Origin of the sequence: Aulosira sp. FACHB-615 (assembly GCF_014698045.1) — a bacterium.
Taxonomy (GTDB): Bacteria; Cyanobacteriota; Cyanobacteriia; order Cyanobacteriales; family Nostocaceae; genus Nostoc_B.
In genome coordinates, this window is the sequence record NZ_JACJSE010000002.1 from 57,451 (window position 1) to 78,759 (window position 21,309).

Sequence of the window (21,309 nt, forward strand, 5' to 3'; positions counted from 1 at the left end):
TTTCCACCCAACCTAAATTTATGGTAAGAATTTTTTGAATTGCTATAAAGAATATTAGAGTAAAAAGGATGGCGATCGCACTCCAATATCCTCCAAGATAAAAAGCTTTTTGTGCTTGCTACATAAAAGCTAATTACCATATCAAATTTCCTTGGGAAAAATCTTTTTCTCTGTCTGAGATCCGTCTTCATTTTCTCTGATGAAAGTGTGAAATTCAAGCTCAAGTACATCACTTTTCTTCTTAAATCTCATAATTTCCCATATTGTCGGATCTTCTTGTAATTTAGTCTGTATTATCATCACATACTTAGCTTTATCTAGAGCATTATCAATACGCTCAATAATAAAATTATTTCCATTATTCCAAAATGTTGTTGTTATTGTTAAGGTTTTTAAAGACTCACTGTCTTGAACTCTAATTCTTGTATCAGATACTAAAGATGGGTCAATGTTTAAATATTCAATAGCATGATTATATTCTGGAATACTGTTCCATATTAATTGTTCACCTTCTTCTAACAAACTAGTATCAAAATATTCTTCAGGTGACATTTCAACTATATGCCACTGCAAATCGTTGATGAGTTTATAGTCTATAAATATATTTAGGGTCATAGTTATACCACTTCATAGCGATCGCGTAACCCAACACAGTCTGGATAATATTGAGTTTTGTTACCCCATCCAATATACTGAATGTGTTCATCGAACTTAAAGTGAACTTTACCACCACATCCCTTTATCTATTAATCTATTATTCTTAAATGTCAGAGTCACATCAGGTTTGGGAAAGCCTTTTTTCCACTTATAACGGGTGATTATTGTGCCAGAGCCCGATTGACTTCCACCAGATTCTGTTCCCGGTGAACCAATGATTTTTGCAACTTCTTCGTAGGTCATTCCATATTTTACTGCTTCATACTCAGCTTGTGTAATTTCCGGCTCTTGTTGGATAGAAATTTCTGGAAAAATTGATGTGATAAAACGAAATACTCCCCACCCAACTGTTAAGGGAAAGCTGAGAGCAATGAAAACTATCACTACACCAACCCAGGAATTAGAACTTCTCGGTTGTGACTTTAAATTTGATGATTTTGCAAAGATAGGAACAGGATTATAAGGTTTTTCAGCTATTTGTGCAACTTTTAATTGTTGCGTAATTTGATTTTCTATTAGTAAGATATCCTCGTATTTAAGCTCCCAACGCTCTATGAATTGATTGAGCTTATGACGAGTTATTTCACTTAAAGTAGATTCACGTTGGATGTTATGTAAAAAAATCTGCTTATATTGTTCCAAGTTATTTTGATAGTTTTTATAGGCTTCTAACACTGCAATTTCAATATAATTAGCTTCAACTTGAGAGATTCCTAGTTGACTCGATAATTCATCAAGATAACGGCGATCTGGTGGAAAGATATTGCCATCAGTCAAAACTCTTTCAACTTCTTTTTGATATCTTCGTTGTGGATCACGAATCCCAGCTTTAACAAGCAAAATTTTGAAGCCCTCTTTAACTGCATAAATTTCTGGCTTCATTGCCGGGACAGTTTCTTGTACTCTTTGTTTAGCATAGTTGTGTAATTCATCTACTGCGATCGCTCCATCGCTGTTGGAATCCGCAGCCCCGGTTTCAATTCCTTCTACTAAATACTGGGTATAGATTGATAGTTCTGTGCCTTTTTGCTCAAAAGAGTATTGAGTAGAAGTTGAGGAAGTCAGTACAACTCGCCCTTCACCTCCTAACTGATTGTTCACATTGATTGAACCATCATCCTTAGCTAACAAGTTTTCTGCAAAGGCTCCGCTAAAGCAGCAGTCAAGAATAATGACTTGATGTCGTGAGCGACTGTTGCTCATGATGTCATGCACAAAAGTTGCAGGAACAGCCGTAGCTTTAACTAATTCTCCTTGAGATGTTTTGCGGGTGAGACGAGTAGCAAAGTAAAGTTTTCCACTAGAGTCTTTAATCCCATGACCGGAAAAAAAGAGTAACACTAAATCATCTCGTTTACGGTTAGCGAAAAGGTTCTCAATTGCTTCCTGCATTGCTAATGGTTCAGGGTTAATCAGTGGTTGCACACTATCAAAATTCCCCATTTCAGGATGTAGGAGAACCCTCTGTACAGCTTCCACATCTTTTGTCGCAGCAGGTAAGGGATTTAACCCTTGTGTGTATTCACTTACACCAATTAGTAAAGCTAATTTTGACATTTTAGCTACTTACCCTGTTACAAATGTTTGAGATGGCTCAATTTTTACTACTAATTTTTGACGACTATCAGCTTTAACCCTAAGTTTCCCCCATTTATTTCTACTTCTGGCGCATAACTTTTTCCAGATACACCATTGAAACTCAATAAGATACACCGCAAAAGAATTAAATCTAGAAATTCTTCTTTTCTCTACCTCCTGGCATATCAGCCAATACAGTTTAGATAAGAACCCTAAATTACAACAAAAGCAACAAATAATGACGAATGACTCAATAAAAAACGAAAAAATGATTTTGGAGGGGGTTTGGGGGACGCAACCGTCCCCCAATCGGGGGCGTGGGGGAGAATCCCCCAAATCTTTCTCATTGTCTTATCAGCAATAATTGTTGAAAAAAAAGGTGGGACATACCCACCTCAATCTTTCATTTAAACATTCACTTAATTACTCCCATTCGATGGTTCCAGGTGGCTTGGATGTGATGTCGTAAACTACACGATTCACACCTTTGACTTCGTTCACAATCCGGTTAGAAATGACTTCCAACACATCATAGGGGAGACGCGCCCAATCTGCGGTCATACCATCTTCACTGGTGACGATTCGCAAAACTATGGGAAAGGCGTAAGTTCTTTGATCTCCCATTACGCCAACGCTGCGAATGGGTAGCAAGACAGCAAAGGCTTGCCAAACTTCGTTGTACAATCCACGTTGATTGATTTCTTGGCGCACAATTAAATCAGCATCGCGGAGAATATTCAACCTTTCGGCGGTGACTTCACCGATGATGCGAATTGCTAAACCAGGGCCGGGGAAAGGTTGGCGCTGGACGATTTCTTCTGGTAAACCAATAGAACGACCAACTTTGCGGACTTCATCTTTAAAAAGTTTCCGCAGAGGTTCGACTAATTTAAATCGCAAATCTTTGGGTAAACCGCCGACGTTGTGATGGCTTTTAATTTTGACTGCTACCCGTTCGCCTGTTTGGGGGTCAACGTTGGTATCGGCAGATTCGATGACATCTGGATACAGTGTACCTTGAGCTAAGTAATCAAAGGGGCCGAGGCGCTTTGATGCTTCTTCAAAGGTACTAATAAATTCATGACCGATGCGACGGCGTTTTTCTTCGGGATCTGTTACACCTGCAATGGTATCTAAGAAGCGATCGCGGGCATTAACATATTCTACAGGAATATGAAACTGCTCTTGGAACAATTTCACTAACCGTTCTGGCTCATATTTCCGCATAAAGCCTTGGTCGATAAATACACAAGTCAGTTGATCACCGATCGCTTTATGCAATAAAAAAGCTAGGGTAGAAGAATCAACACCGCCAGATAATGCTAAAAGTACCCGTTTATCACCAACTTTAGCGCGAATTTCTCTGATTGCTTCTTCCACAAAGGCAGCAGTTGTCCAAGTTGGTTCGCATTCGCAGATATGATAAACAAAGTTGCGAATTAAGGCTAAACCACCAATGGAATGTACAACTTCGGGGTGGAACTGCACACCATAAAGTTTCTTTTCGTGGTCAGCAACAGCCGCACAGGGAGTATTTTCTGTATGGGCTAAAATTTCAAACCCAGTTGGCATTTTCACCACGGAGTCGCCGTGACTCATCCACATGGTTGTGCCGTCTTCGACGTTGGTTAATAAGTCTGTGGGATCATCTATATATAATGAGGCTTTGCCATACTCACCGCGATCGGCTTTCGCCACTTCCCCGCCGAGTTGGTTTACCATTAACTGCATCCCATAACATACACCCAGAATGGGAATGCCTAAATGCCAAATTTCTGGGTCACAATGGGGAGCTTTTTCGCTGTAAACTGAACTCGGCCCGCCAGAAAGAATAATGCCTTTGGGGTTAAGTTGCCGCAAGTGTTCGGCTGTGGTGCGATAAGACAGAACTTCAGAATATACCTGAGTTTCACGAATGCGTCGCGCTATCAGTTCGGAATACTGAGAGCCAAAGTCTAAAATAATAATCATTTGACGCTCAAGCTGCCTCAATTCTTCTACTGGTTGAGGTGCTTGTTCGGTTAGTAGAGTCACCGCTGTATTCATGATGGGGAAGTGTGAATGAAGTAGTAGATGGTTGCACTGTGGTTTGACAAAAATACCACTTATCGCCGGAGTTACTTAGATGAGAATTGCGCTGATTGCTGAAAGCTGGACAGTACTTGGTTTAGACTCTGCTTTCTGGCACTCAGCACTTTACTATCTCTGCCTTCTGAGGCTGGTAAATGGTAAAGGAACCCCCTACAAACGCGGGTTATAAAGCGTTTGCTCGGTCATTCAATCTGACATGGTATTAGAAGGAATAAATTACCCTAGAGTGGTTACTGAAAAAGCTATTTATTTAGATTATTAATGATTATTCATATTAAGTTAACATAATTTTGCGATTAAGAAACAAGCAGTTTTACTCTTTACGATAATTTTGCGATCGCGATCAAAGAGAATTGAGCCGCATTTTGGTACTGTCGTACTTCGGTTATTATGGGCTTGCATGTATTCTTGAGAACGAGTATCTATGGTTTGAGCGATCGCACCATAAACTTGATTTACCCAATCGCTACCACTGACAGTATCAAATTCTCGCAGATATTTCAGGGCTGCTTCTGCCGTGGGACTATGAAATACTGCTTGTATATCTGATGACTGCATTCCCGCCAAAGCACAGTGGGCTGCTAAAATTTCCCGCCGTCCATCTGCCAAATGATGATGGGTGTGAAAAATTCCTCCCGCCAATTTCAGCAACTTGCCGTGATAACCAAACAATAAGATTTCTTTAACGCCTAAAGCATCCGCCTCGACTAACATCGGCCCCAACCAGTTAGCCGTTTTTACCAATTGTTCGGGATTAATCCCGATTTTTTGCGCCAAATCTAAACCGTTCTCGCCAATGCAAAATACCAAACTCTCAAAGCGACTGGCTTTTTGTTGTAATTCTGCCCGAAACGCGGTTAACTGATCAGGTGAACTTAAAGGTTGGGAAATTCCGGTTGTTCCTAATAGCGATAGTCCTTCCACGACACCAAAGGCAGCATTAGAAGTGCGGACAGCCAGCGATCGCCCTTCGGGTAAAATAATCGTGACTGTGATTTTTTCCCCAGGTGCTAACATCCGTTGCAAGTTTTCTTGCAATAAATTTTGGGCATAACGATAAATCGCGGGTTGATCATCTGCATCCAGAATTTTGCCAATTCCTTCCCCACCTTTAATTGTGACTGCTTGTGCTGTTTCGCCACCCCAAGCCACCATTGCCCAAATTGGTGTATCCCGCGTCAAGTCAAGATTATCACCAGGGTCACTACGAGTAATTCCCAAAGCCAAATTTTCCGATAACCCCGCCACTTGTTCTATCGGGATTTCCGCGATTTGCGCTGGTGTAATTAAGTCAACCGCCACAGTTTGCCAAGACTGATTTTGGCGTAACCAATGTAACGCCGCCATCGCCGCCGCACAAGCAAACACAGGTAAAGTGTATCCAGCTTTAGTCATTGGTCATTAGTTCATAGTGCTGAGTGCATCAATTTTGGATTTTAGATTATGAAAATCTTTCAATCTAAAATTGGCAATCCAAAATCTAAAATTCTTCTGCCCCCCTGTCGCCAAGCGTTCGCGCAGCGTCTCCGTCAGGAGAAGTCGAGGTGCTACTCCCCCAAATCTTTCACACCCCCACTTCCACCAACAAAGCTTGCATTGCTTCCCAAGAGATGCCTTTTTCGATGTAACGGGGTGCTTCAGGATTATACGGGCTGGCGATGCGATCGATACTGAGAATTGTGGCCTCGTCTAAGAGTACGGGGACATCAGGATCAAAAGCGGTGGGACGCATTAAAGAACTAGAAAAACCTTTGAAGACTGCAATTTTGTCTTGTTCATCGCCTATTTCTACCGTAATCAATAAAACTTCTTGGGGGCGTTTGCTGGTGTATTGTTCTAGGCGCTTGCCAATGGAATTATTCATCAAATTGGAACTTTGTCTTGGAGTTAATTACTGAGGTGTTGCTGAACGTCCTTGTTTGCCCAGCTTAATCAGAACAAAGTAGCTTAAGTAAAGTACATAAATCACTAAACAGGTAATACCCAGAAAACCGAGGAATGCAGGTTTGCTGTTGTGATGGAAGTAGTCTTTAAAGATTAACGGGGCTTCAAACCAGACTCGACAATAGGGACTTTTAATGGCTGTTTCGGAAAAGGCACAACCGATAAAAGGAACAAAGGCGATCGCACCCAGTAAACTATAAACTGTTACAGCCCAGCGCCAAGAAGTAAAAACTAGCTTTAATAAGCCACTCTGTTGATACTCAATTTCATCATTGAGATCCACCCAAAACCACAGAGAAATCGGAATCAGAATACGCGCTATCAACCCAGAAACAAAGCTGACTGGATACTCAGCAATCATTAAATAAATTGTAATTGCAAACAAACTTGCCACTCGCCAGTAAATCATTAACAGGCGTTGTATTCCTTCTGCCCTTTGAACAAATGCCCAAATCAGCAGAATTAAGGGGATAATCAGTGTAAATAATACTGCCAGTCGATAATCAGCCCAGACATAAGGGCGAAACCACACATCTTCCATTATCTTTGCCAGACGCTCAATAAAAAGTTTGCATGAAGAACAGATATTTAATAATAACGGATACTTCTGCAAATATTGGAAATGACTATAAGACTCTCATCAGGCAGTAGTTACGGAAAAATATTTAAATAGAGGATTCATAATTTGATTTGGGAAAAAAATCAGCACACCCAGAGCAGGCTTCTTTCCTACTCCCTACTCCCTACTCCCCATTCCCTACTCCCTGCTTACACAACTAGATTCAGGAATCAAACCGTATTCTTATAGCTCAATAATATTGATGTCTGGTTACTCACTTCATCCTTCATCGGGGTGAAATGTGCTTGTGTGGAGGTAAAAAAACAAGCAACTTGTGTATCCTTTACTTTTGTAACTTGTACTAACTGACAACTTGTGATTTGGGATGAGTTAAAAAACATACCCTAAAAAGGATCAAGCACAAAGTCACAGTAAATAGATTTTGGTTGCTTGCTTGATTGGATGAATAAAAATTTACCCACTCAATGTCTATTCATCGTAAACTCGACACTCAACTGCATCTGGGTTGTTGTCGCAGTACTGTTCTAGAGAATTTTTGGGCTTATTTTGGCGCTGGTGAGAGGCTTCAGCTTGCAGTTCTTCAACTGCATCCCAAGCGGCTGCACATTCAGCAGAATTGCTACCTGAGATGTCGCAGACAGCACGAGCTTGTTCTACTTCTGCTTGAATTTGTTCTTCAAGATCAACTTTGGCTTTGGTTTCGCTCATAGCTTTCGTTTTGCTGTGTGTTGTTAATACTAGTATAGAAAAGTTCAAAAATTTCTATTTTCTGTACTATCATTCATCATTCTACCTAATTAGTTGAGCCACTTAGTATCTATGGCCGCCTGATGATAGATAACCACGGTATATTGGGATATTCAGGCTGTATTTTTATTTCTAAATTACTGATTGAGGCTGGGAGTAGGGAGTGGGGAGTAGATTTGTTTGTAATTCATTTAGGAATGCTATATCTTTTAAGATTTTATAGAGTCAGTACTGCGAAGGTGCATCTATAAACTATATTTATTGCATGATTCATTGTATGTAATGGTTATTGATGAATATCTGTCTTTAAAGGCTGCTAACAGGAGGTAAGCAGGGCGGTGAGGCAGTCTGTGAGACGCTTTACCTTGTCAAAACCTGGGGCTAAAAGCACGATGAAAAAGGAAGAGATGAAATTTCATGGCAGATCAAATGCAGTGGGCTAATGCCCTATCAACCCGTCCTTCTCTAGAAGCCGCTATTACAGATGCGGTGCAGAAAACTACGTCTTCGTTAACAGCACCGGCGGATTTAGGGCTGGTATTTATTTCATCTGCTTTTGCTAGTGAATATTCTCGGCTTTTACCTTTGTTGGCAGAAAAACTGTCTGTACCCGTCATGATTGGTTGTAGCGGTGGTGGGGTAATTGGAACTACATCAGATGGGGAAACTCAAGAGATAGAAGCAGAAGCAGCTTTAAGTTTAACATTGGCACATTTACCGGGGGTGAATCTCCGCGTTTTTCATATTTTGGCGGATGAATTGCCCGATTTGGACAGTTCTCCAGATGCTTGGGTGAATTTAATTGGTGTGGAACCATCCGCCAAACCACAGTTTATCCTGTTGTCTAGTTCTTTTTCTTCCGGTATTAATGAATTATTGCAAGGATTAGACTTTGCTTATCCCGGTTCGGTGATTGTGGGGGGACAAGCTAGTGGTGGCGGTATGGGTGGGAGACAGGCGCTGTTTTGTAACGATCGCCTCTACCGTGAAGGCACTGTCGGCTTGGCTTTAACTGGTAATATTGTGTTAGAAACCATTGTGGCTCAAGGCTGTCGCCCCATTGGGAACCCAATGCAAGTTACCAAAGCCGAACGCAACATTATTTTAGAACTAGATGAAAAAGTGCCTTTGGTGGTGTTGCGTGATTTAATTAATAGCCTGAGTGATCAAGAACGCACTTTAGCCCAACATTCTTTATTTGTTGGCGTGGCGATGGATGAATTTAAAATGTCTTTGCAGCAAGGAGACTTTTTAATTCGCAGTATTTTAGGAGTAGATCCCACTGGAGGCGCGATCGCAATTGGCGATCGCGTCCGGCCTGGTCAACGGTTACAATTTCATTTACGTGATGCCGAAGCTTCCGCCGAAGACTTAGAATTTCTCTTGGAAAAATATCAAAACCAAGAACAGCCTTCATCCTCAGCAATTGCCGCATTAATGTTTGCTTGCGTCGGTCGAGGCGAAGGACTTTATGGTAAACCTAATTTTGACTCCTCACTATTTAGGCGTTACTTCCAAAATATTCCCATCGGCGGCTTTTTCTGCGGTGGCGAAATTGGCCCTGTAGGCGGTAATACTTTCCTACATGGTTACACTTCTGTATTCGGCATTTGTCGTCAGTCAGAGTTTTAAGTGCTGAGTGTTGTAGTCTGAGTAGGAGTAGACAAGGTAGAGGGGGTAGACAAGGTAGAAAAATTGCTCCCTTGTCTCCCTTGTCCCCCTTGTCCCCCTTGTCCCCTTGTCCCCTTGTCCCCCTTGTCCCCTAACTCTTCTACTTCTCCAACAACAAAGTACTGTTGTTATCAATAAAGTGGGGAGTACCACAACGAGCGATCGCACTGTAAGTTTGAATATAGTGACGGACATTTTGCGGAAATTGGGGGTAGTCAAATACAGCATCCCCATCGGCAATTTTTGACCAAAAGTCACGTAAACTGGGAGCTATGACTTGCGCCTGCTCTGATGGTAAGTTTAACGGTGGATGAGTGAGAAATTTCATCAAAAAAGGAAAAGAGCGATCGCCCATCCATTGTTTTGATAAATGCTGCAAATTGGGAAAATCCGGTACAGATTCCACCCGATGCGATAATACTTGCAACCATTCTCTGCCGTAGTTATCTTGGCGAAACTCAAAAACTCGGTAAGGATGAGGATAACTCACTAAAGAGCCGGTAGTAATATCGTAAACTCCATCTGAACAAGCAATATCCTGAACATGCAGATGCCCTGTAAATACTAACTTGACGTGATATTGACGCAGCAGTTTTAACAGTTGCGGCGCATTTTGCAGCATATAGCGGTTCCCCATCGGATGGCGCGTCTGCTGGGGTATATGTTCAACTACATTGTGATGCACCATCACCAACACTAACTCTTCTGTTGCTGTTGCTAAAACATTTTCTAACCAAGTTAGTTGTTGCTGATCTAAACGTCCTAGCTGCTTACCTTCTGCATCAAAAAAATTGGAATTTAACCCAATTAACCGCACTCCCGGTAACACTTGATGAGTGTAGTAAATTTGCTCAGGATTGTCATAGCCAAACTTGCGGTAATAATTGGGAAAATCAGCAAAACTAATGGATTGCTCATCTGCCATGATTACAGGTACATCATGATTACCCGGAACCACATAAACCGGAAATGGCAACTTAGATAAGCGTTGTTGTAACCAAAGATGATTTTCTGGTTCACCATGCTGGGTTAAATCGCCTGGAAGCAACAGAAAATCTAAATCAAGTTGTGTTAAATGTTCGATGACACTTTCAAAAGCTGGGATACTAACTTCCACCAAATGAAACCGACTGGGATGATCCCAGATTGTATGGGGAAGTGCAATGTGTAAGTCGCTGACTACAGCAAAGCGAAAATTGAGAGCCATTGATTTGCGGGCAAATTTAAAAATACAGGTTAAAAAAAGCCTTTTCCACAAAGTATAACCTTTGCTTTGTCTACTCGGCAGGAAAATGATTTCTTAACATTTGTAAATACAGCAAAATTCAGAAACCTTAATTCTTTAAGAAGTCGGGGATCTATTTATCCACCAATAATTGAGCATAAATATATTTTTGAGCTTCCAAAAAGTTGAAATTTAAATTTCAATATCAATAATGTGTATAAATCTCTGGAAATTTCGCCTGATTATTTTGATGTTTGTCAAAATTTATCTTGATAATTAGGCTCTATTTAATAATTTTAAAATTGTATAGTGTCTTAATTATTTAACTACTTAATTAAATTTATTATATAATTGTATACTTAATTTTCTATCTGCATATCCTAACGAGGAGTACCAGCTTTGGCACCTGTGAGAGTCCGCCAACACGTTAACCCATTAGCCCGCAAATATCGTACACCAGTTAATCCCTTAGAGTGGGAAAAGGTTTATGCACAACCAAACCAACCACTACATTTAGATATTGGCTGTGCTAGAGGTAGATTTGTGTTGCAAATGGCGCAGGTAGAACCTAACTGGAATTTTCTTGGTTTAGAGATTCGGGAACCATTGGTAGTGGAAGCGAATCAGTTGCGTTCTGAGTTGGGTTTAAGCAACCTGCATTATTTGTACTGCAATGCGAACAATTCCTTAGAACCTCTGTTATCTGGTTTAGCACCAGGAATTTTACAAAGGGTGACAATTCAGTTTCCTGATCCTTGGTTTAAAACTCGTCATGCTAAACGGCGTGTAGTCCAACCAGAACTAGTAACAGAATTAGCGGCATATTTAGCAGTGGGTGGAGTTGTATTTCTGCAATCAGATATGAAGTTTATTGCTGTGGAAATGTGCGATCGCTTTGCGGAAAACTCAGCCTTTACAAAAGTCGGTACAGATGAATGGTTAGCCGAAAATCCCCTACCAGTCGCCACAGAACGAGAAATTGCTACTCAAAATAAAGGTGAACCAGTTTATCGCGCTTTGTTTGTTAAACAAGGGTGATATGTAGTTGGAAGAAGGCAGAAGGCAGTGGTTCGGCTACTTCGGCTGCGCTCAGTACAAGTTCGCTCACCAACCAGGCAGTCCCGATGAAACAAGTTTCATCGGGACTGCCTTAGAGGATGTCTGAAAACTTTTTGGTGTTGTATTTTAGACTTGTAGATCCCCCTAAATCCCCCTTTTTAAGGGGGACTTTGAAGCATTTCCCCCCTTTTTAAGGGGGGTTAGGGGGGATCAAGAAGTGCTAATAATCACAACCAACCACTTTTCAAACACCCTCTTACAACTCCTGCCTTCTCAAAGCTTCACTCCTCCTTGTTGCAACTGCTTAAATGGATCAAGTAGAAAATCGATGATTCGGCGTTGGCGGATAACGACTTCGGCTGTGGCTGTATCACCAGGACGCAAGGGTATACATTTATTCGCAGCAGGTAAACAAGTTTGTTTGAGGGCAATATCTAAGTTATAAGCTGCAACTTTGCCATTGGGTGTGTCTATTTCTGTAGTAGTAGGAGAAATCTTAATTAGCTCACCTGAGATTACGCCATAATCTTGAAATGGATAAGCATCAAATTTTAGCTTCACTGGTAATCCTGTGTGCAAAGAACCACTTTCTGTTGTGGCCATTGTGGCGCGAATGATAAAAGGTGAATTTGCAGGTGCTATCTCTGCTAACATTGTGCCAGATTGGACAACGGCTCCAGGTTTTTGGATTGGTAGTTGAAATAAAATTCCGTTACTAGTAGCTTTGATTTCTCTTTGTTGCAATTGAAATTGCCAAGCTGCAATTTGGCTTTTAGTTTGAGCGATATCTGATTGTAAAGATGTAATTTCGGTTTCGATATTTTTTTCCTGTTCGGCAATTCTTAAAATGGCTAGTTTACCAGAACGAGTTAAAGTTTGATAACTACTTTCTTGTTCTTTGAGGCGTAACTGGGCTTGTTCAATTTCGGCATTTGCTTGACGAATATTCCGTTCATAACTACTTTGTTGTTCAGTTAAACGTAATTTTGCCTGTTGAATATCTGCCTTTGTTTGTTCATACAGTTTTATTCGTTCTTGAAGAGCATCTTCTTTTTCGACAACGTTAACTTCCGCCGCAATTCCGTCTTTAAAGGCTTTTTGATAACGCTCTAGTTCACGTTGGGCGATCGCCAAGCTAACTTCCGCTAACTTTTTCGCTTTTTCGTTTTGGATAATAGTTTGCTTCGCTTGATTTAATTGTGCTATACCTGCGGCTTTTTGTAAGTTAAAAGTATTAGTAGATAGTTGAAGATTTTGGCGGAATTGCTCAATTTGTGCTTGTTTTTCTAATTGTTGTGATTGATTTTGTTGCTCTTGGGTAGCTAAAGAAACCAAAAGTTGATTTTTAGCGGAATTTAACTGCGTCAGTCGATTTAACTGTCCTTCTAATTTATCTTGAGCTTGTTGTAATTCTGATTTGACTAATTCCGAATCTAATATTAATAAAGTTTGCCCCGCTTTGACTGTATCTCCTTCTTGAACACGAATTTCAGCAACCGTCCCCGTAACAGCCGCATCGAGTTTAACCGTTTTATCTTGAGTTTCTACTCTACCTCTCGCTGTACCAGTTTCATCAATTTTAGCCAACACTGTCCAAGGCAAAATTATCGAGACAAACACAACTAAAAAATATAATATTCCTCGCGTCCAAACTTGGGGTAAGTTATCAAGAGTTTCTCTGGTAACATCAGACCAATCATCAGTTTTTGGTAATACAGCTTCATCGATAAGTTCTGGTTCAGATATATCTTTTGAGTGTGATACTTTACCATTCAATGTATTTGTCATAATTTTTCCTAGAGGTTAGAGATTAGGGGCTAGAGATGAAGAGAAGAGATAATCAAAAAATCGCAAATTATCTATGACTTACGCAATAAATCTCTCAAAATCTTATAACTTCGTGTCCTTTGCGTCCTTTGCGGTTAGTTTTTTCATAATCTTGCGTAAATTATGATTACCAATGACCAATAACTAACTATTAATTTGCATTTGCTGTTGATTTAAATAGAAATAATGTCCTCGTTTAGCCATTAGTTCTGCATGAGTGCCACTTTCAATTAATAGCCCTCGATCTAGGACTAAAATTAAATCTGCATTCCGCACTGTAGAAAGGCGGTGGGCGATAACTAATGTTGTTCTGCCTTTGAGGATTTTATTTAAATTCTGTTGAATAATTCTTTCCGATTCAGTATCTAGATGGGAGGTAGCTTCGTCTAAAATCAATAGCTGTGGATTACCTAACAAAGCTCTAGCGATCGCAATTCGTTGTCGCTGTCCACCAGATAACAAGCCGCCACCTTCACCTATTTGGGTTTCATATCCCAAGGGTAGCTTTTTAATAAACTCATCCGCACCAGCTAATTTAGCAGCTTCGATTAATTCTGCTAAGGTAGCTCCTGGATATCCTAAACTAATATTCTCTCGAATTGTGCCACCAAATAAAAAGGTATCTTGGTCAACTACTCCCACACAAGAACGTAGAGAACGTAAGGAAATGCTAGTAATATCTTGTCCATCAATTAAGACTTTGCCATCAGTAGGCGGATATAACCCTAAAACTAACTTAGAAATAGTAGTTTTACCTGAACCACTCCGCCCTACTAAAGCTACCATCTGCCCTGGTTTGATTTCAAATGAGAGATTTTCTAAAATATTCACATCACTATCTGGATGATAGCGAAAGGTCACATTTTCAAACCGGATACTACCTTGGAGTTGAGGAATATTTTGCCTTAATTGATGTTGTAAATCTTCTTCTGGCTCCGCATCTAAAACATCATTAATCCGTTCTACAGCAATCACGACTTCTTGCAATTGATTCCACAAAACCGTTAATCTTTGAAATGGGGTAATAATATTGACTAAAAGCAAATTAAATGCAACCAACTGCCCAATCGTTAATTGATTTTGAATTACTAAGTGCGCCCCAAACCAGAGCAAAGCGGTAGTTACCAAGGCTTGAATTGTATTACTAATAATTTGCAGTCGATTACTAATAACTTGACTGGCAAAGTTGGTTTTTACTTCTTGGTTTAATAACTCTTCCCAATGCCAACGCACATTTTGTTCCACTGCTGTGGCTTTGACTGTTCGCACACCAGTTAAGGCTTCAATTAAGTAACTGCTTTCCTTGGCGACAGAATTAAAGATTTCCCGCGAAATTCTCTGCAAAAATGGTGTAGCGATTAATGCTAATAAGGCGAATGGTGGCACAATAATTAATACTAGCAAAGCCATACGCCAGCTATACCAAAACATCAAGCCGACATAAATAAAGACGGTGAATAAATCTAAGAGTATAGATAATGCTTCACCAGAAAGAAATCTTTGAATTTTGCGGTTTTCTTGAATGCGGGAGACAATATCGCCCACATAACGCGACTCGAAAAAACTCAAAGGTAGTCGCAATGTATGGCGAATAAAACCAACAATTAATACTAAGTCAATTTTGTTGGCTGTATGGTCTAAGAGATATTGACGCAACCCCATCATGGCGACACGGAACAAGTTAAACATCAGCAACCCTAAACCCACGGCTGTTAATGTCAGTTCCGATCGCTGGACAACCACACGGTCTAAAATTAACTGGGTAAATAACGGGGTAATCAGCCCAAAGATTTGGATAAATACAGAAGCAATCAACACCTCAACTATCACCAGCGAGTGAGGTTTCATTAATCCAAAAAATTGCCAAAAAGGTGTAGAGGCTTCTTTGGCATCTTTAAAAGCGGCTGTTGGTTGCAACAGCAAAGCATAACCAGTCCAGTTAGCTTTAAATTCGCTGTGGCTGAGGGTTTTTTGACCGATGGCGGGGTCGCCAATAATCACATCGTTGGGAGTAATTTCGTAAACAACTATATAATGTTTGCCTTCCCAATGAGCGATCGCAGGTAATTTTTGCTTGGCTAACTGATTAAAACTAGCTTTCACCGGTCTAGTGTTAAAACCGAGGCTTTCCGCCGCCATGACTAATCCTCGCAACGATGCACCGTTGCGGTCAACATTGGCGATATCTCGTAAACGATTCACACTAAAACGTTTACCCCAATAACGCGACACCATCACTAAGCAAGCAGCACCACAGTCAGAAGCACTTTGTTGAGCAAAAAACGGATAGCGTCGAGTTACCCTCTGCCATAAATGTCCGACTCGTTGACTAGGGTTGGGGAAGTAAGCTTTACTAATCTTTTTGCTATCTGGAGGTTCGACAGGCGGCGCAACAATATCTATTTGATGATGTGGATGCACCTCAGATGTCTGAAGAGAGGAAGTATCCGCGCTGTTTGGTTGTGGCGAACGGGATAAGGCTTTAGTCCAGAGATGATCCCGCATTTGGGGGTATTTCGCCATTAATGACTGCAACACATCACCAGGAATAAAACATAGTTGCAAGTTAACAGAAGCTCTGGCGGAATATGGTGTGAGGTTAGCTTCTGGAAATAAGGTAAATTCCCCGAAGGAAGTTCCTGTTTCTAATGTGGCAATTAATTCATCAACATCATCTAGTAGCCTGACTTTACCTGTCACCACAATATAGATACCAGGTTCTACATTTGCGCCTTGCCAGAATTTACCAACTTTTGGATTTAGGGATTTAGCTTGTTGAAGACAGTACTGAAATTCTTCTACCGATAGGGAACAGCCCAAAGTCTCGTTGAGTTGTTCGGGAGTGATCAACTGAACGGATAGATTATGCACCATAGATATCTACATTTCTTCCTAATTTTGTGAACTTCATCGGCGAAAAGTCGCTATCATAGGTTAATCTTGCCGATCGCAAATCTTTAATCAAAATTTTGGCACCATGAGTTTGCTGAGGTTGGGTTGCTTCAGCATTTTGGGATTTTGGTAATGTAGATAACCCCATTTGTTTGAGGAGTCGCTTAATATGGCGATCGCTAATTTCCATCCCTAATTCTTTGGCGAGATGTTTTTGCAGCCAGTTCACTGTCCAGCGCCGAAAAGAATAGCCATAGTCGCGGGGACTATTACTCACAAGTTCTCTCAATCGCTCTAAATACTGCTCATTCACTGCTTTTGGGCGACCAATAGGGAAATCTTGCCATTGATGCGCCATACCGATTCGCGCAATGTGCATCCAATGTCGTGCTGTAGCTGCACAACATCCCAAAATTTGACAAATTTCCGTTTGTGACTTTCCTTCATCTGTCAACAACATAATTTCAATGCGCTGACGATAGGAATCAGATAAATCTTTTTGTAAATTTTCTTGCAGTAGTTTGCGTTGAAACTTTGTTAAATACTTACCTGTAGGAGCTTGCGCCCTGTCAATGTCATATTGTGCTTGGTTGTACGACATAACGGTAAAAATGCACTACAAATTGGTATGTCTGTTGTTATTTACCCAATGCAAATTAGACAGCAGGTAAATGACAATCAGCAGTGCAGATTAAATTGCACCGGGCTATAAATACATATACAAAAAATTAATTTCCGTAAAAACAATTAAATATTTTTCTCGATGGAATATTTATTCAACGATGAAGTCTATGTGATATCTCTGGTGCGGGTGTTCAGGCGATCGCTTCTGCAAACAAAATTTTTTGGGACATCAACTAAAACATTTATGTCCCAAAAATTGATTAAATTAACCGCTTGAATTAACCTCAGCATCAACATATTTATAGCTGTATTAGCTTGCTAGACTTAGCTTTGCCAGATTTCACGATTGAACGCCGACACTTTTTCAGCAGATAATTCCGCAGTTAAACAGCTTCGATATTTAGATATAAAAATTATTTTTGTATCTCTATTATTTACAAACTGATATTAATATGATACTCAAGTATAATTTTTACTAATGTGTACATGCGTTACAGCACGCCTATACTAATAAAGTACAAATAGAAACTCTTTAGTTTATCCTAAAACCTTTCTAGATGAAGATACAATTGATCAGTTATTTATATAAAAGTCTCCACTCTCCCTTGTCTCCCTTGTCCACCTTGTCTCCCTTATCTCCTAACCACCTACAGACTCAAGCTGAAGCTGATATGTAACTTGCTGCGTTTGCTGCTTCAGCCATTCCGCAAATAAATATGCCACAATTTGTTGGCGCAATTGAGCATTTAACTCTGGCTGAATAATTTCCTCTACCAAAATCAAGTGAATTCCTCTTGATGTAAAAATTGGTTTGAGAAGTTGGGGAGGCTGAACTGTAAAAATAGCCGCAGATATTTCTGGTAATAAATCTCGGCGACGAACTAACCCACGATATCCACAAGCACGACGTAATTCGATATTTTCGATATATTGGTGAGCCACTTCATAAAAGCTAATTTCACCTTCTTTAATAGCGTAATAAAGTTCTAATGCTAAATCTTCATCTTCTAAAATTACTTCGTACATAATCACACCAGCATAGTCGAGTTGGTGTACAAAAAAGTATTCTTCAACTTTATTTTCAAACAGGTGTGATGCTAACTTACCAAAAATGAGACTACTATAAGTAATTTTTTCAAAATCATCAAGAGACAGATAATTTTTTTCTAGCCATTGCCATGTTTCAGCCGCACTATCAAGGTTGTTAGCTAATCGAATTTTATCTGCTGCTTGTTGCAATTCCTCTGTTTCTACCTTAATTCCATTTTCTAAAGCAACAGCTTTCACAATATGATCAGCCGTAATTTGTTCAATAATTTCTGGCAGCTTACAAGATAGTTTTAGTTGATGTAAAATATCTTGACTGGTAATTAAGATAGAGTCTGTCATTTTAAATAGGGATATATAAAAGTTTTATTTGATATGTGAATGAAAGAGACAAGGGAGGAAAGGGAGACAAGGTGGACAAGGTAGAGATGTTTGTAAATTGCTATAGGAGTCCTCTTTGATTGATAAATTTGTAAAGGTGCAGTATGGCAGTTTACCCTGACAAATAGAATTACCAATCATTGAGAACTGCCATAGCTTAGTTGTTATCTTAAACTAATACCTTATCAGCCGATCGCTTTAATGCAGACAAGGATTCACTTTGGAAGTTAGGTGCGGCTTTAGGTTGTAATTGTTGCTTTTGTTCTTCCAGTTCTGCTAAACGCAAATTACTCCAATTCACCAGGCCAGGATTTCCCAAACTAGGCGCTATATTAGCTAGGTGTTGAACAACTGAGATAGCTTCTGGTTCGATTTGTAGAGAAGCCAGATAACAATCACTAGCTAATTCTAATTCACCCATTTTTTCATGACATTGACCAGCCATAAACCAAGCCACTGGAGTTCCTGGAGGGCCTAATCTTGTAGCTGAACGATAGTATTTAGCGGCTTCTTCGAGTTTGCCACGTTTGGTTAACACTTCCGCCAATTCTAAATGATATCTCGGTTCAAGAGGCTCTAGCTGGACTATCAGACGTACTCGTTCTTCTGCTAAATCGAGATCCTTTAACCATATCGACTCTTTAGAACGGCTTTCCATACACAAGCTGAGATTTTCCCGTGCAACAATTTGTTGCAATTCATTTTCAGGTTTTAAACTTCTGGCGTAAGACTCGCATAAATCCATTTCTTCAACTACTTTCTGTTTATCTCTGCGTAAAAATGGCACAAAAGAAACAGAACGATAGTACATACTCATCAACAAGTTATATTCAAACTCGTTTAGTGAAGGTCTTAATATTTCAATGTCCTTGGTAACTTCTTCACGCCAAAACTCAGCCGAGGCTAAATCTCCAAATATTTTGGAATATTCAACTACCATTTGTAAGCCAGCGTTGATTTTTACCTTACTTCCCGATGGCGCATGGGTAGCGATCGCGGCAATTTCTTGAATATAATCAAAGGTGCGATCGTCAAAGTGAGTAATCAAGCTAGAAAGCGCCCTACACCATGCAAGAGTAGCAAGTTCCACATTACTAGCAATTTCATCATTAGATATTTCTGGGATATACTCTTTTACGACTCGATGAAAGCACAAGCTTCGCAACAAGTTCATCACCCGTAATTTGGTGATATTGGGTAGTTCTTGATAATTAGATAAATACTCACAAAGCTTTTCCCAACGCTCAGTGCGTAATTCTTTTGCTAACTCTAGTGGATGATTAACATGATATTGATACATCCCAGTTTCTTTGACCAGAGATTCTCGAAAGAAAGGTGAGACATTAACTTGAACAGTATAAGGAAGTGTGGTGTTATTAATTAAACTGTTATAACTAAATTCAATTCCATAATGATGAGGTTTACCGCCATTGAGAGGGCCTAAATCAAAATATTGTCGATTTAACCAAGCAATAGGTGAACTATTAAGAGTTAGCATAATATCTCTCCTGATGTTTATTATTATGTAGTTATTGCACCACTACAAAAATCAAGCCACAATTTGACAAGTAGCTAGACATGAGATAAATCACAGTGACATTCGTTTAGAAAATTAACTATGTCACTGTGAAAAGTTGCTTTTAAAATAGTTCTGAAATCCGCAACCAAGATTGTGTATTTCAGAACTATTTTGGAAATTTTTCCTATCTTACGCTAAGAAAGAAGACCATTTAGCAACTGCAAAAGCAACACCACCACGTACAGTTGTGAAAGCTGTAAACTCTGGAGACTCTTTTGCTGATTTAGACTTTAAGTCAACGATTTCATCAGCAGCTTTTTCAGATTTCAGTTGATTAATTTTAATTTCAGCCATGATAATAAACCTCAAGATTCAAGTTGTTTTGACGAAGAAACTTTGTTTTGTCTCTTCCTATTAACATCATGCTTTCTTGAATCTTGGAATGCAAGGGAAAGTCCGGTATGAATTGGGACAAAAATATCGCATTTTCTGGAGCTAAAATCAAAAATATAAGTCAATATTTACTCATAGTTTAGGCTGGAGCAGAAGAACTAGAAGCTATTCTGTAGACACATCTAGCATTTCTAAATCATTCCTGAACCAAAAGATCCCCGACTTTTCCAAGAAGTCGGGGATCTGAGCTTCGATAAGTTGCATCTTCATCAAGAAACGGTATTACTGGTGCAGTATATCGGCAGAATAGAAGTAATTATGTCTCTTTTTTCTCCCTTCTCTTGTCTTTAGCTGATTCTCATTAGGGACTTGCAAGCAAAAAATCTCCCATTATCTGCTAATACCAATTTAAGAAAAGAATGCGACAGATATAAATCAGGAAAGTCTTGCTGGAGCTAGATTTCTTAATTGCGTTAGCGAACCTGCAAGCGTCATTGTGAATTGCGAATTGCGAATTGGTATAAGTAGGTGGATAGATTATTTAGAATACACATTTCGACTTCTCCCCAAGGGAGACGCTACGCGAACGCTCAATGCTCAATAAGCTGACTAGAAGAGGGTTGAGCGAAGCGATGCACTGAGCCTGTCGAAGTGTGGATACTGAGCGCAGTCGAAGTATCGAAACCCAGTAATCTCAAGTTAAGTTTAATTTAGTCCTTCTACTTAACAAGGAAGAGCAGGGAGAAACTTATTTTTTTGATTACTATTAGAACAAAAATAAAAAATTAAGCATCAAGGTAGAAACTTCACCTCATGCTTTATCTAAATGCTTTATCTAACAAGGCAAAAATTTTCCAAATAAGAATTCAGAACTCAGAAGTCAGCCGCTAGAACGAATTTCTCACAAAATCGTCTTTGAGTATCTGAAATATTAAGTTTCAAACCTTGCTCTTGGTAGGCAAAATTAGTATTAAATTGTGATTCCTTGTGAAATGACTCCTGCATTCTGACTAGTACAGTTCGGCGTAAATAAACCGACCACACTTCGACCACTTCGGCTGCGCTCAGTACAAG

The 21,309-nt window shown here is 39.8% G+C and carries 17 protein-coding genes; 2 read left to right on the forward strand and 15 right to left on the reverse strand.

The features are described from left to right. Nucleotides 1–141: 141 nt before the first annotated feature. The 7 genes from H6G77_RS02680 to H6G77_RS02710 form a co-directional block, all read right to left on the reverse strand. A complete protein-coding gene (locus tag H6G77_RS02680; RefSeq protein WP_190870759.1) occupies nucleotides 142–615 on the reverse strand; it encodes a hypothetical protein in 474 nt (157 codons plus the stop codon). A gap of 108 nt (nucleotides 616–723) precedes the next feature. Further along, nucleotides 724–2,214 carry a caspase, EACC1-associated type gene (locus tag H6G77_RS02685; RefSeq protein ID WP_190870760.1) on the reverse strand — a complete coding sequence of 497 codons (1,491 nt, stop codon included), beginning with the start codon at nucleotides 2,212–2,214 and terminating at the stop codon, nucleotides 724–726. A gap of 444 nt (nucleotides 2,215–2,658) precedes the next feature. Continuing rightward, nucleotides 2,659–4,281 (reverse strand): glutamine-hydrolyzing GMP synthase, encoded by a 1,623-nt coding sequence (guaA, locus tag H6G77_RS02690; protein WP_190870761.1) that lies wholly within the window; start codon nucleotides 4,279–4,281, stop codon nucleotides 2,659–2,661. 324 nt (nucleotides 4,282–4,605) lie between these two features. After that, complete coding sequence (cbiD, locus tag H6G77_RS02695; RefSeq protein WP_190870762.1) at nucleotides 4,606–5,721, reverse strand: cobalt-precorrin-5B (C(1))-methyltransferase CbiD; 1,116 nt, start codon at nucleotides 5,719–5,721, stop codon at nucleotides 4,606–4,608. 169 nt (nucleotides 5,722–5,890) lie between these two features. Further along, complete coding sequence (locus H6G77_RS02700; RefSeq protein ID WP_190593099.1) at nucleotides 5,891–6,190, reverse strand: hypothetical protein; 300 nt, start codon at nucleotides 6,188–6,190, stop codon at nucleotides 5,891–5,893. Nucleotides 6,191–6,217: 27 nt separating this feature from the next. Further along, the gene (locus tag H6G77_RS02705) at nucleotides 6,218–6,811 is read right to left on the reverse strand and encodes a DUF3177 family protein (RefSeq protein ID WP_190593100.1); all 594 of its coding nucleotides are present in this window, start codon (nucleotides 6,809–6,811) and stop codon (nucleotides 6,218–6,220) included. A gap of 507 nt (nucleotides 6,812–7,318) precedes the next feature. Further along, nucleotides 7,319–7,558: a Calvin cycle protein CP12 gene (locus H6G77_RS02710; RefSeq protein ID WP_190593101.1), complete on the reverse strand. Its 240-nt coding sequence runs from the start codon at nucleotides 7,556–7,558 to the stop codon at nucleotides 7,319–7,321. Nucleotides 7,559–8,014: 456 nt separating this feature from the next. Between H6G77_RS02710 and H6G77_RS02715 the strand changes: the two genes are divergently transcribed. Continuing rightward, nucleotides 8,015–9,229, forward strand: coding sequence for an FIST N-terminal domain-containing protein (locus H6G77_RS02715; RefSeq protein ID WP_190870763.1), 1,215 nt, complete (start codon nucleotides 8,015–8,017; stop codon nucleotides 9,227–9,229). A 139-nt stretch (nucleotides 9,230–9,368) separates the two neighbouring features. Here the strand turns inward: H6G77_RS02715 and H6G77_RS02720 are convergent, their stop codons facing one another. Then, a complete protein-coding gene (locus H6G77_RS02720; protein WP_190593103.1) occupies nucleotides 9,369–10,475 on the reverse strand; it encodes a metallophosphoesterase in 1,107 nt (368 codons plus the stop codon). A 417-nt stretch (nucleotides 10,476–10,892) separates the two neighbouring features. Here H6G77_RS02720 and trmB point away from each other — a divergent pair, with 417 nt between their 5' ends. Next, nucleotides 10,893–11,531, forward strand: coding sequence for a tRNA (guanosine(46)-N7)-methyltransferase TrmB (gene trmB, locus H6G77_RS02725; RefSeq protein ID WP_190870764.1), 639 nt, complete (start codon nucleotides 10,893–10,895; stop codon nucleotides 11,529–11,531). A gap of 294 nt (nucleotides 11,532–11,825) precedes the next feature. Here trmB and H6G77_RS02730 read toward each other — a convergent pair whose 3' ends face one another. The 7 genes from H6G77_RS02730 to H6G77_RS02755 form a co-directional block, all read right to left on the reverse strand. Beyond that, nucleotides 11,826–13,340: an HlyD family efflux transporter periplasmic adaptor subunit gene (locus H6G77_RS02730; RefSeq protein WP_190870765.1), complete on the reverse strand. Its 1,515-nt coding sequence runs from the start codon at nucleotides 13,338–13,340 to the stop codon at nucleotides 11,826–11,828. A 183-nt stretch (nucleotides 13,341–13,523) separates the two neighbouring features. Further along, nucleotides 13,524–16,253: a peptidase domain-containing ABC transporter gene (locus H6G77_RS02735; RefSeq protein WP_190870766.1), complete on the reverse strand. Its 2,730-nt coding sequence runs from the start codon at nucleotides 16,251–16,253 to the stop codon at nucleotides 13,524–13,526. After that, nucleotides 16,243–16,872 (reverse strand): helix-turn-helix domain-containing protein, encoded by a 630-nt coding sequence (locus H6G77_RS02740; protein WP_190870767.1) that lies wholly within the window; start codon nucleotides 16,870–16,872, stop codon nucleotides 16,243–16,245. Before H6G77_RS02740 ends, H6G77_RS02735 begins: the two co-directional genes overlap by 11 nt. A gap of 188 nt (nucleotides 16,873–17,060) precedes the next feature. Further along, nucleotides 17,061–17,186 (reverse strand): hypothetical protein, encoded by a 126-nt coding sequence (locus tag H6G77_RS36155; RefSeq protein WP_277880543.1) that lies wholly within the window; start codon nucleotides 17,184–17,186, stop codon nucleotides 17,061–17,063. A gap of 348 nt (nucleotides 17,187–17,534) precedes the next feature. Next, nucleotides 17,535–18,284 carry a peptidylprolyl isomerase gene (locus H6G77_RS02745; protein WP_190870768.1) on the reverse strand — a complete coding sequence of 250 codons (750 nt, stop codon included), beginning with the start codon at nucleotides 18,282–18,284 and terminating at the stop codon, nucleotides 17,535–17,537. 208 nt (nucleotides 18,285–18,492) lie between these two features. After that, nucleotides 18,493–19,821 (reverse strand): tetratricopeptide repeat protein, encoded by a 1,329-nt coding sequence (locus H6G77_RS02750; protein WP_190870769.1) that lies wholly within the window; start codon nucleotides 19,819–19,821, stop codon nucleotides 18,493–18,495. A gap of 210 nt (nucleotides 19,822–20,031) precedes the next feature. After that, a complete protein-coding gene (locus tag H6G77_RS02755) occupies nucleotides 20,032–20,196 on the reverse strand; it encodes a hypothetical protein (RefSeq protein WP_190870770.1) in 165 nt (54 codons plus the stop codon). Nucleotides 20,197–21,309: the final 1,113 nt, after the last annotated feature.

Coding starts and splice junctions, on each gene's coding strand:
- H6G77_RS02685 (WP_190870760.1), bottom strand. CDS start 2,214: ATGTCAAAATTAGCTTTACTAATTGGTGTAAGTGAATACACACAAGGG.
- H6G77_RS02680 (WP_190870759.1), bottom strand. CDS start 615: ATGACCCTAAATATATTTATAGACTATAAACTCATCAACGATTTGCAG.
- H6G77_RS02730 (WP_190870765.1), bottom strand. CDS start 13,340: ATGACAAATACATTGAATGGTAAAGTATCACACTCAAAAGATATATCT.
- H6G77_RS02740 (WP_190870767.1), bottom strand. CDS start 16,872: ATGTCGTACAACCAAGCACAATATGACATTGACAGGGCGCAAGCTCCT.
- H6G77_RS02755 (WP_190870770.1), bottom strand. CDS start 20,196: ATGGCTGAAATTAAAATTAATCAACTGAAATCTGAAAAAGCTGCTGAT.
- H6G77_RS02715 (WP_190870763.1), top strand. CDS start 8,015: ATGGCAGATCAAATGCAGTGGGCTAATGCCCTATCAACCCGTCCTTCT.
- H6G77_RS02745 (WP_190870768.1), bottom strand. CDS start 18,284: ATGACAGACTCTATCTTAATTACCAGTCAAGATATTTTACATCAACTA.
- H6G77_RS02720 (WP_190593103.1), bottom strand. CDS start 10,475: ATGGCTCTCAATTTTCGCTTTGCTGTAGTCAGCGACTTACACATTGCA.
- H6G77_RS36155 (WP_277880543.1), bottom strand. CDS start 17,186: ATGCTGAGGTTAATTCAAGCGGTTAATTTAATCAATTTTTGGGACATA.
- H6G77_RS02710 (WP_190593101.1), bottom strand. CDS start 7,558: ATGAGCGAAACCAAAGCCAAAGTTGATCTTGAAGAACAAATTCAAGCA.
- H6G77_RS02735 (WP_190870766.1), bottom strand. CDS start 16,253: ATGGTGCATAATCTATCCGTTCAGTTGATCACTCCCGAACAACTCAAC.
- cbiD (WP_190870762.1), bottom strand. CDS start 5,721: ATGACTAAAGCTGGATACACTTTACCTGTGTTTGCTTGTGCGGCGGCG.
- H6G77_RS02750 (WP_190870769.1), bottom strand. CDS start 19,821: ATGCTAACTCTTAATAGTTCACCTATTGCTTGGTTAAATCGACAATAT.
- H6G77_RS02705 (WP_190593100.1), bottom strand. CDS start 6,811: ATGGAAGATGTGTGGTTTCGCCCTTATGTCTGGGCTGATTATCGACTG.
- guaA (WP_190870761.1), bottom strand. CDS start 4,281: ATGAATACAGCGGTGACTCTACTAACCGAACAAGCACCTCAACCAGTA.
- H6G77_RS02700 (WP_190593099.1), bottom strand. CDS start 6,190: ATGAATAATTCCATTGGCAAGCGCCTAGAACAATACACCAGCAAACGC.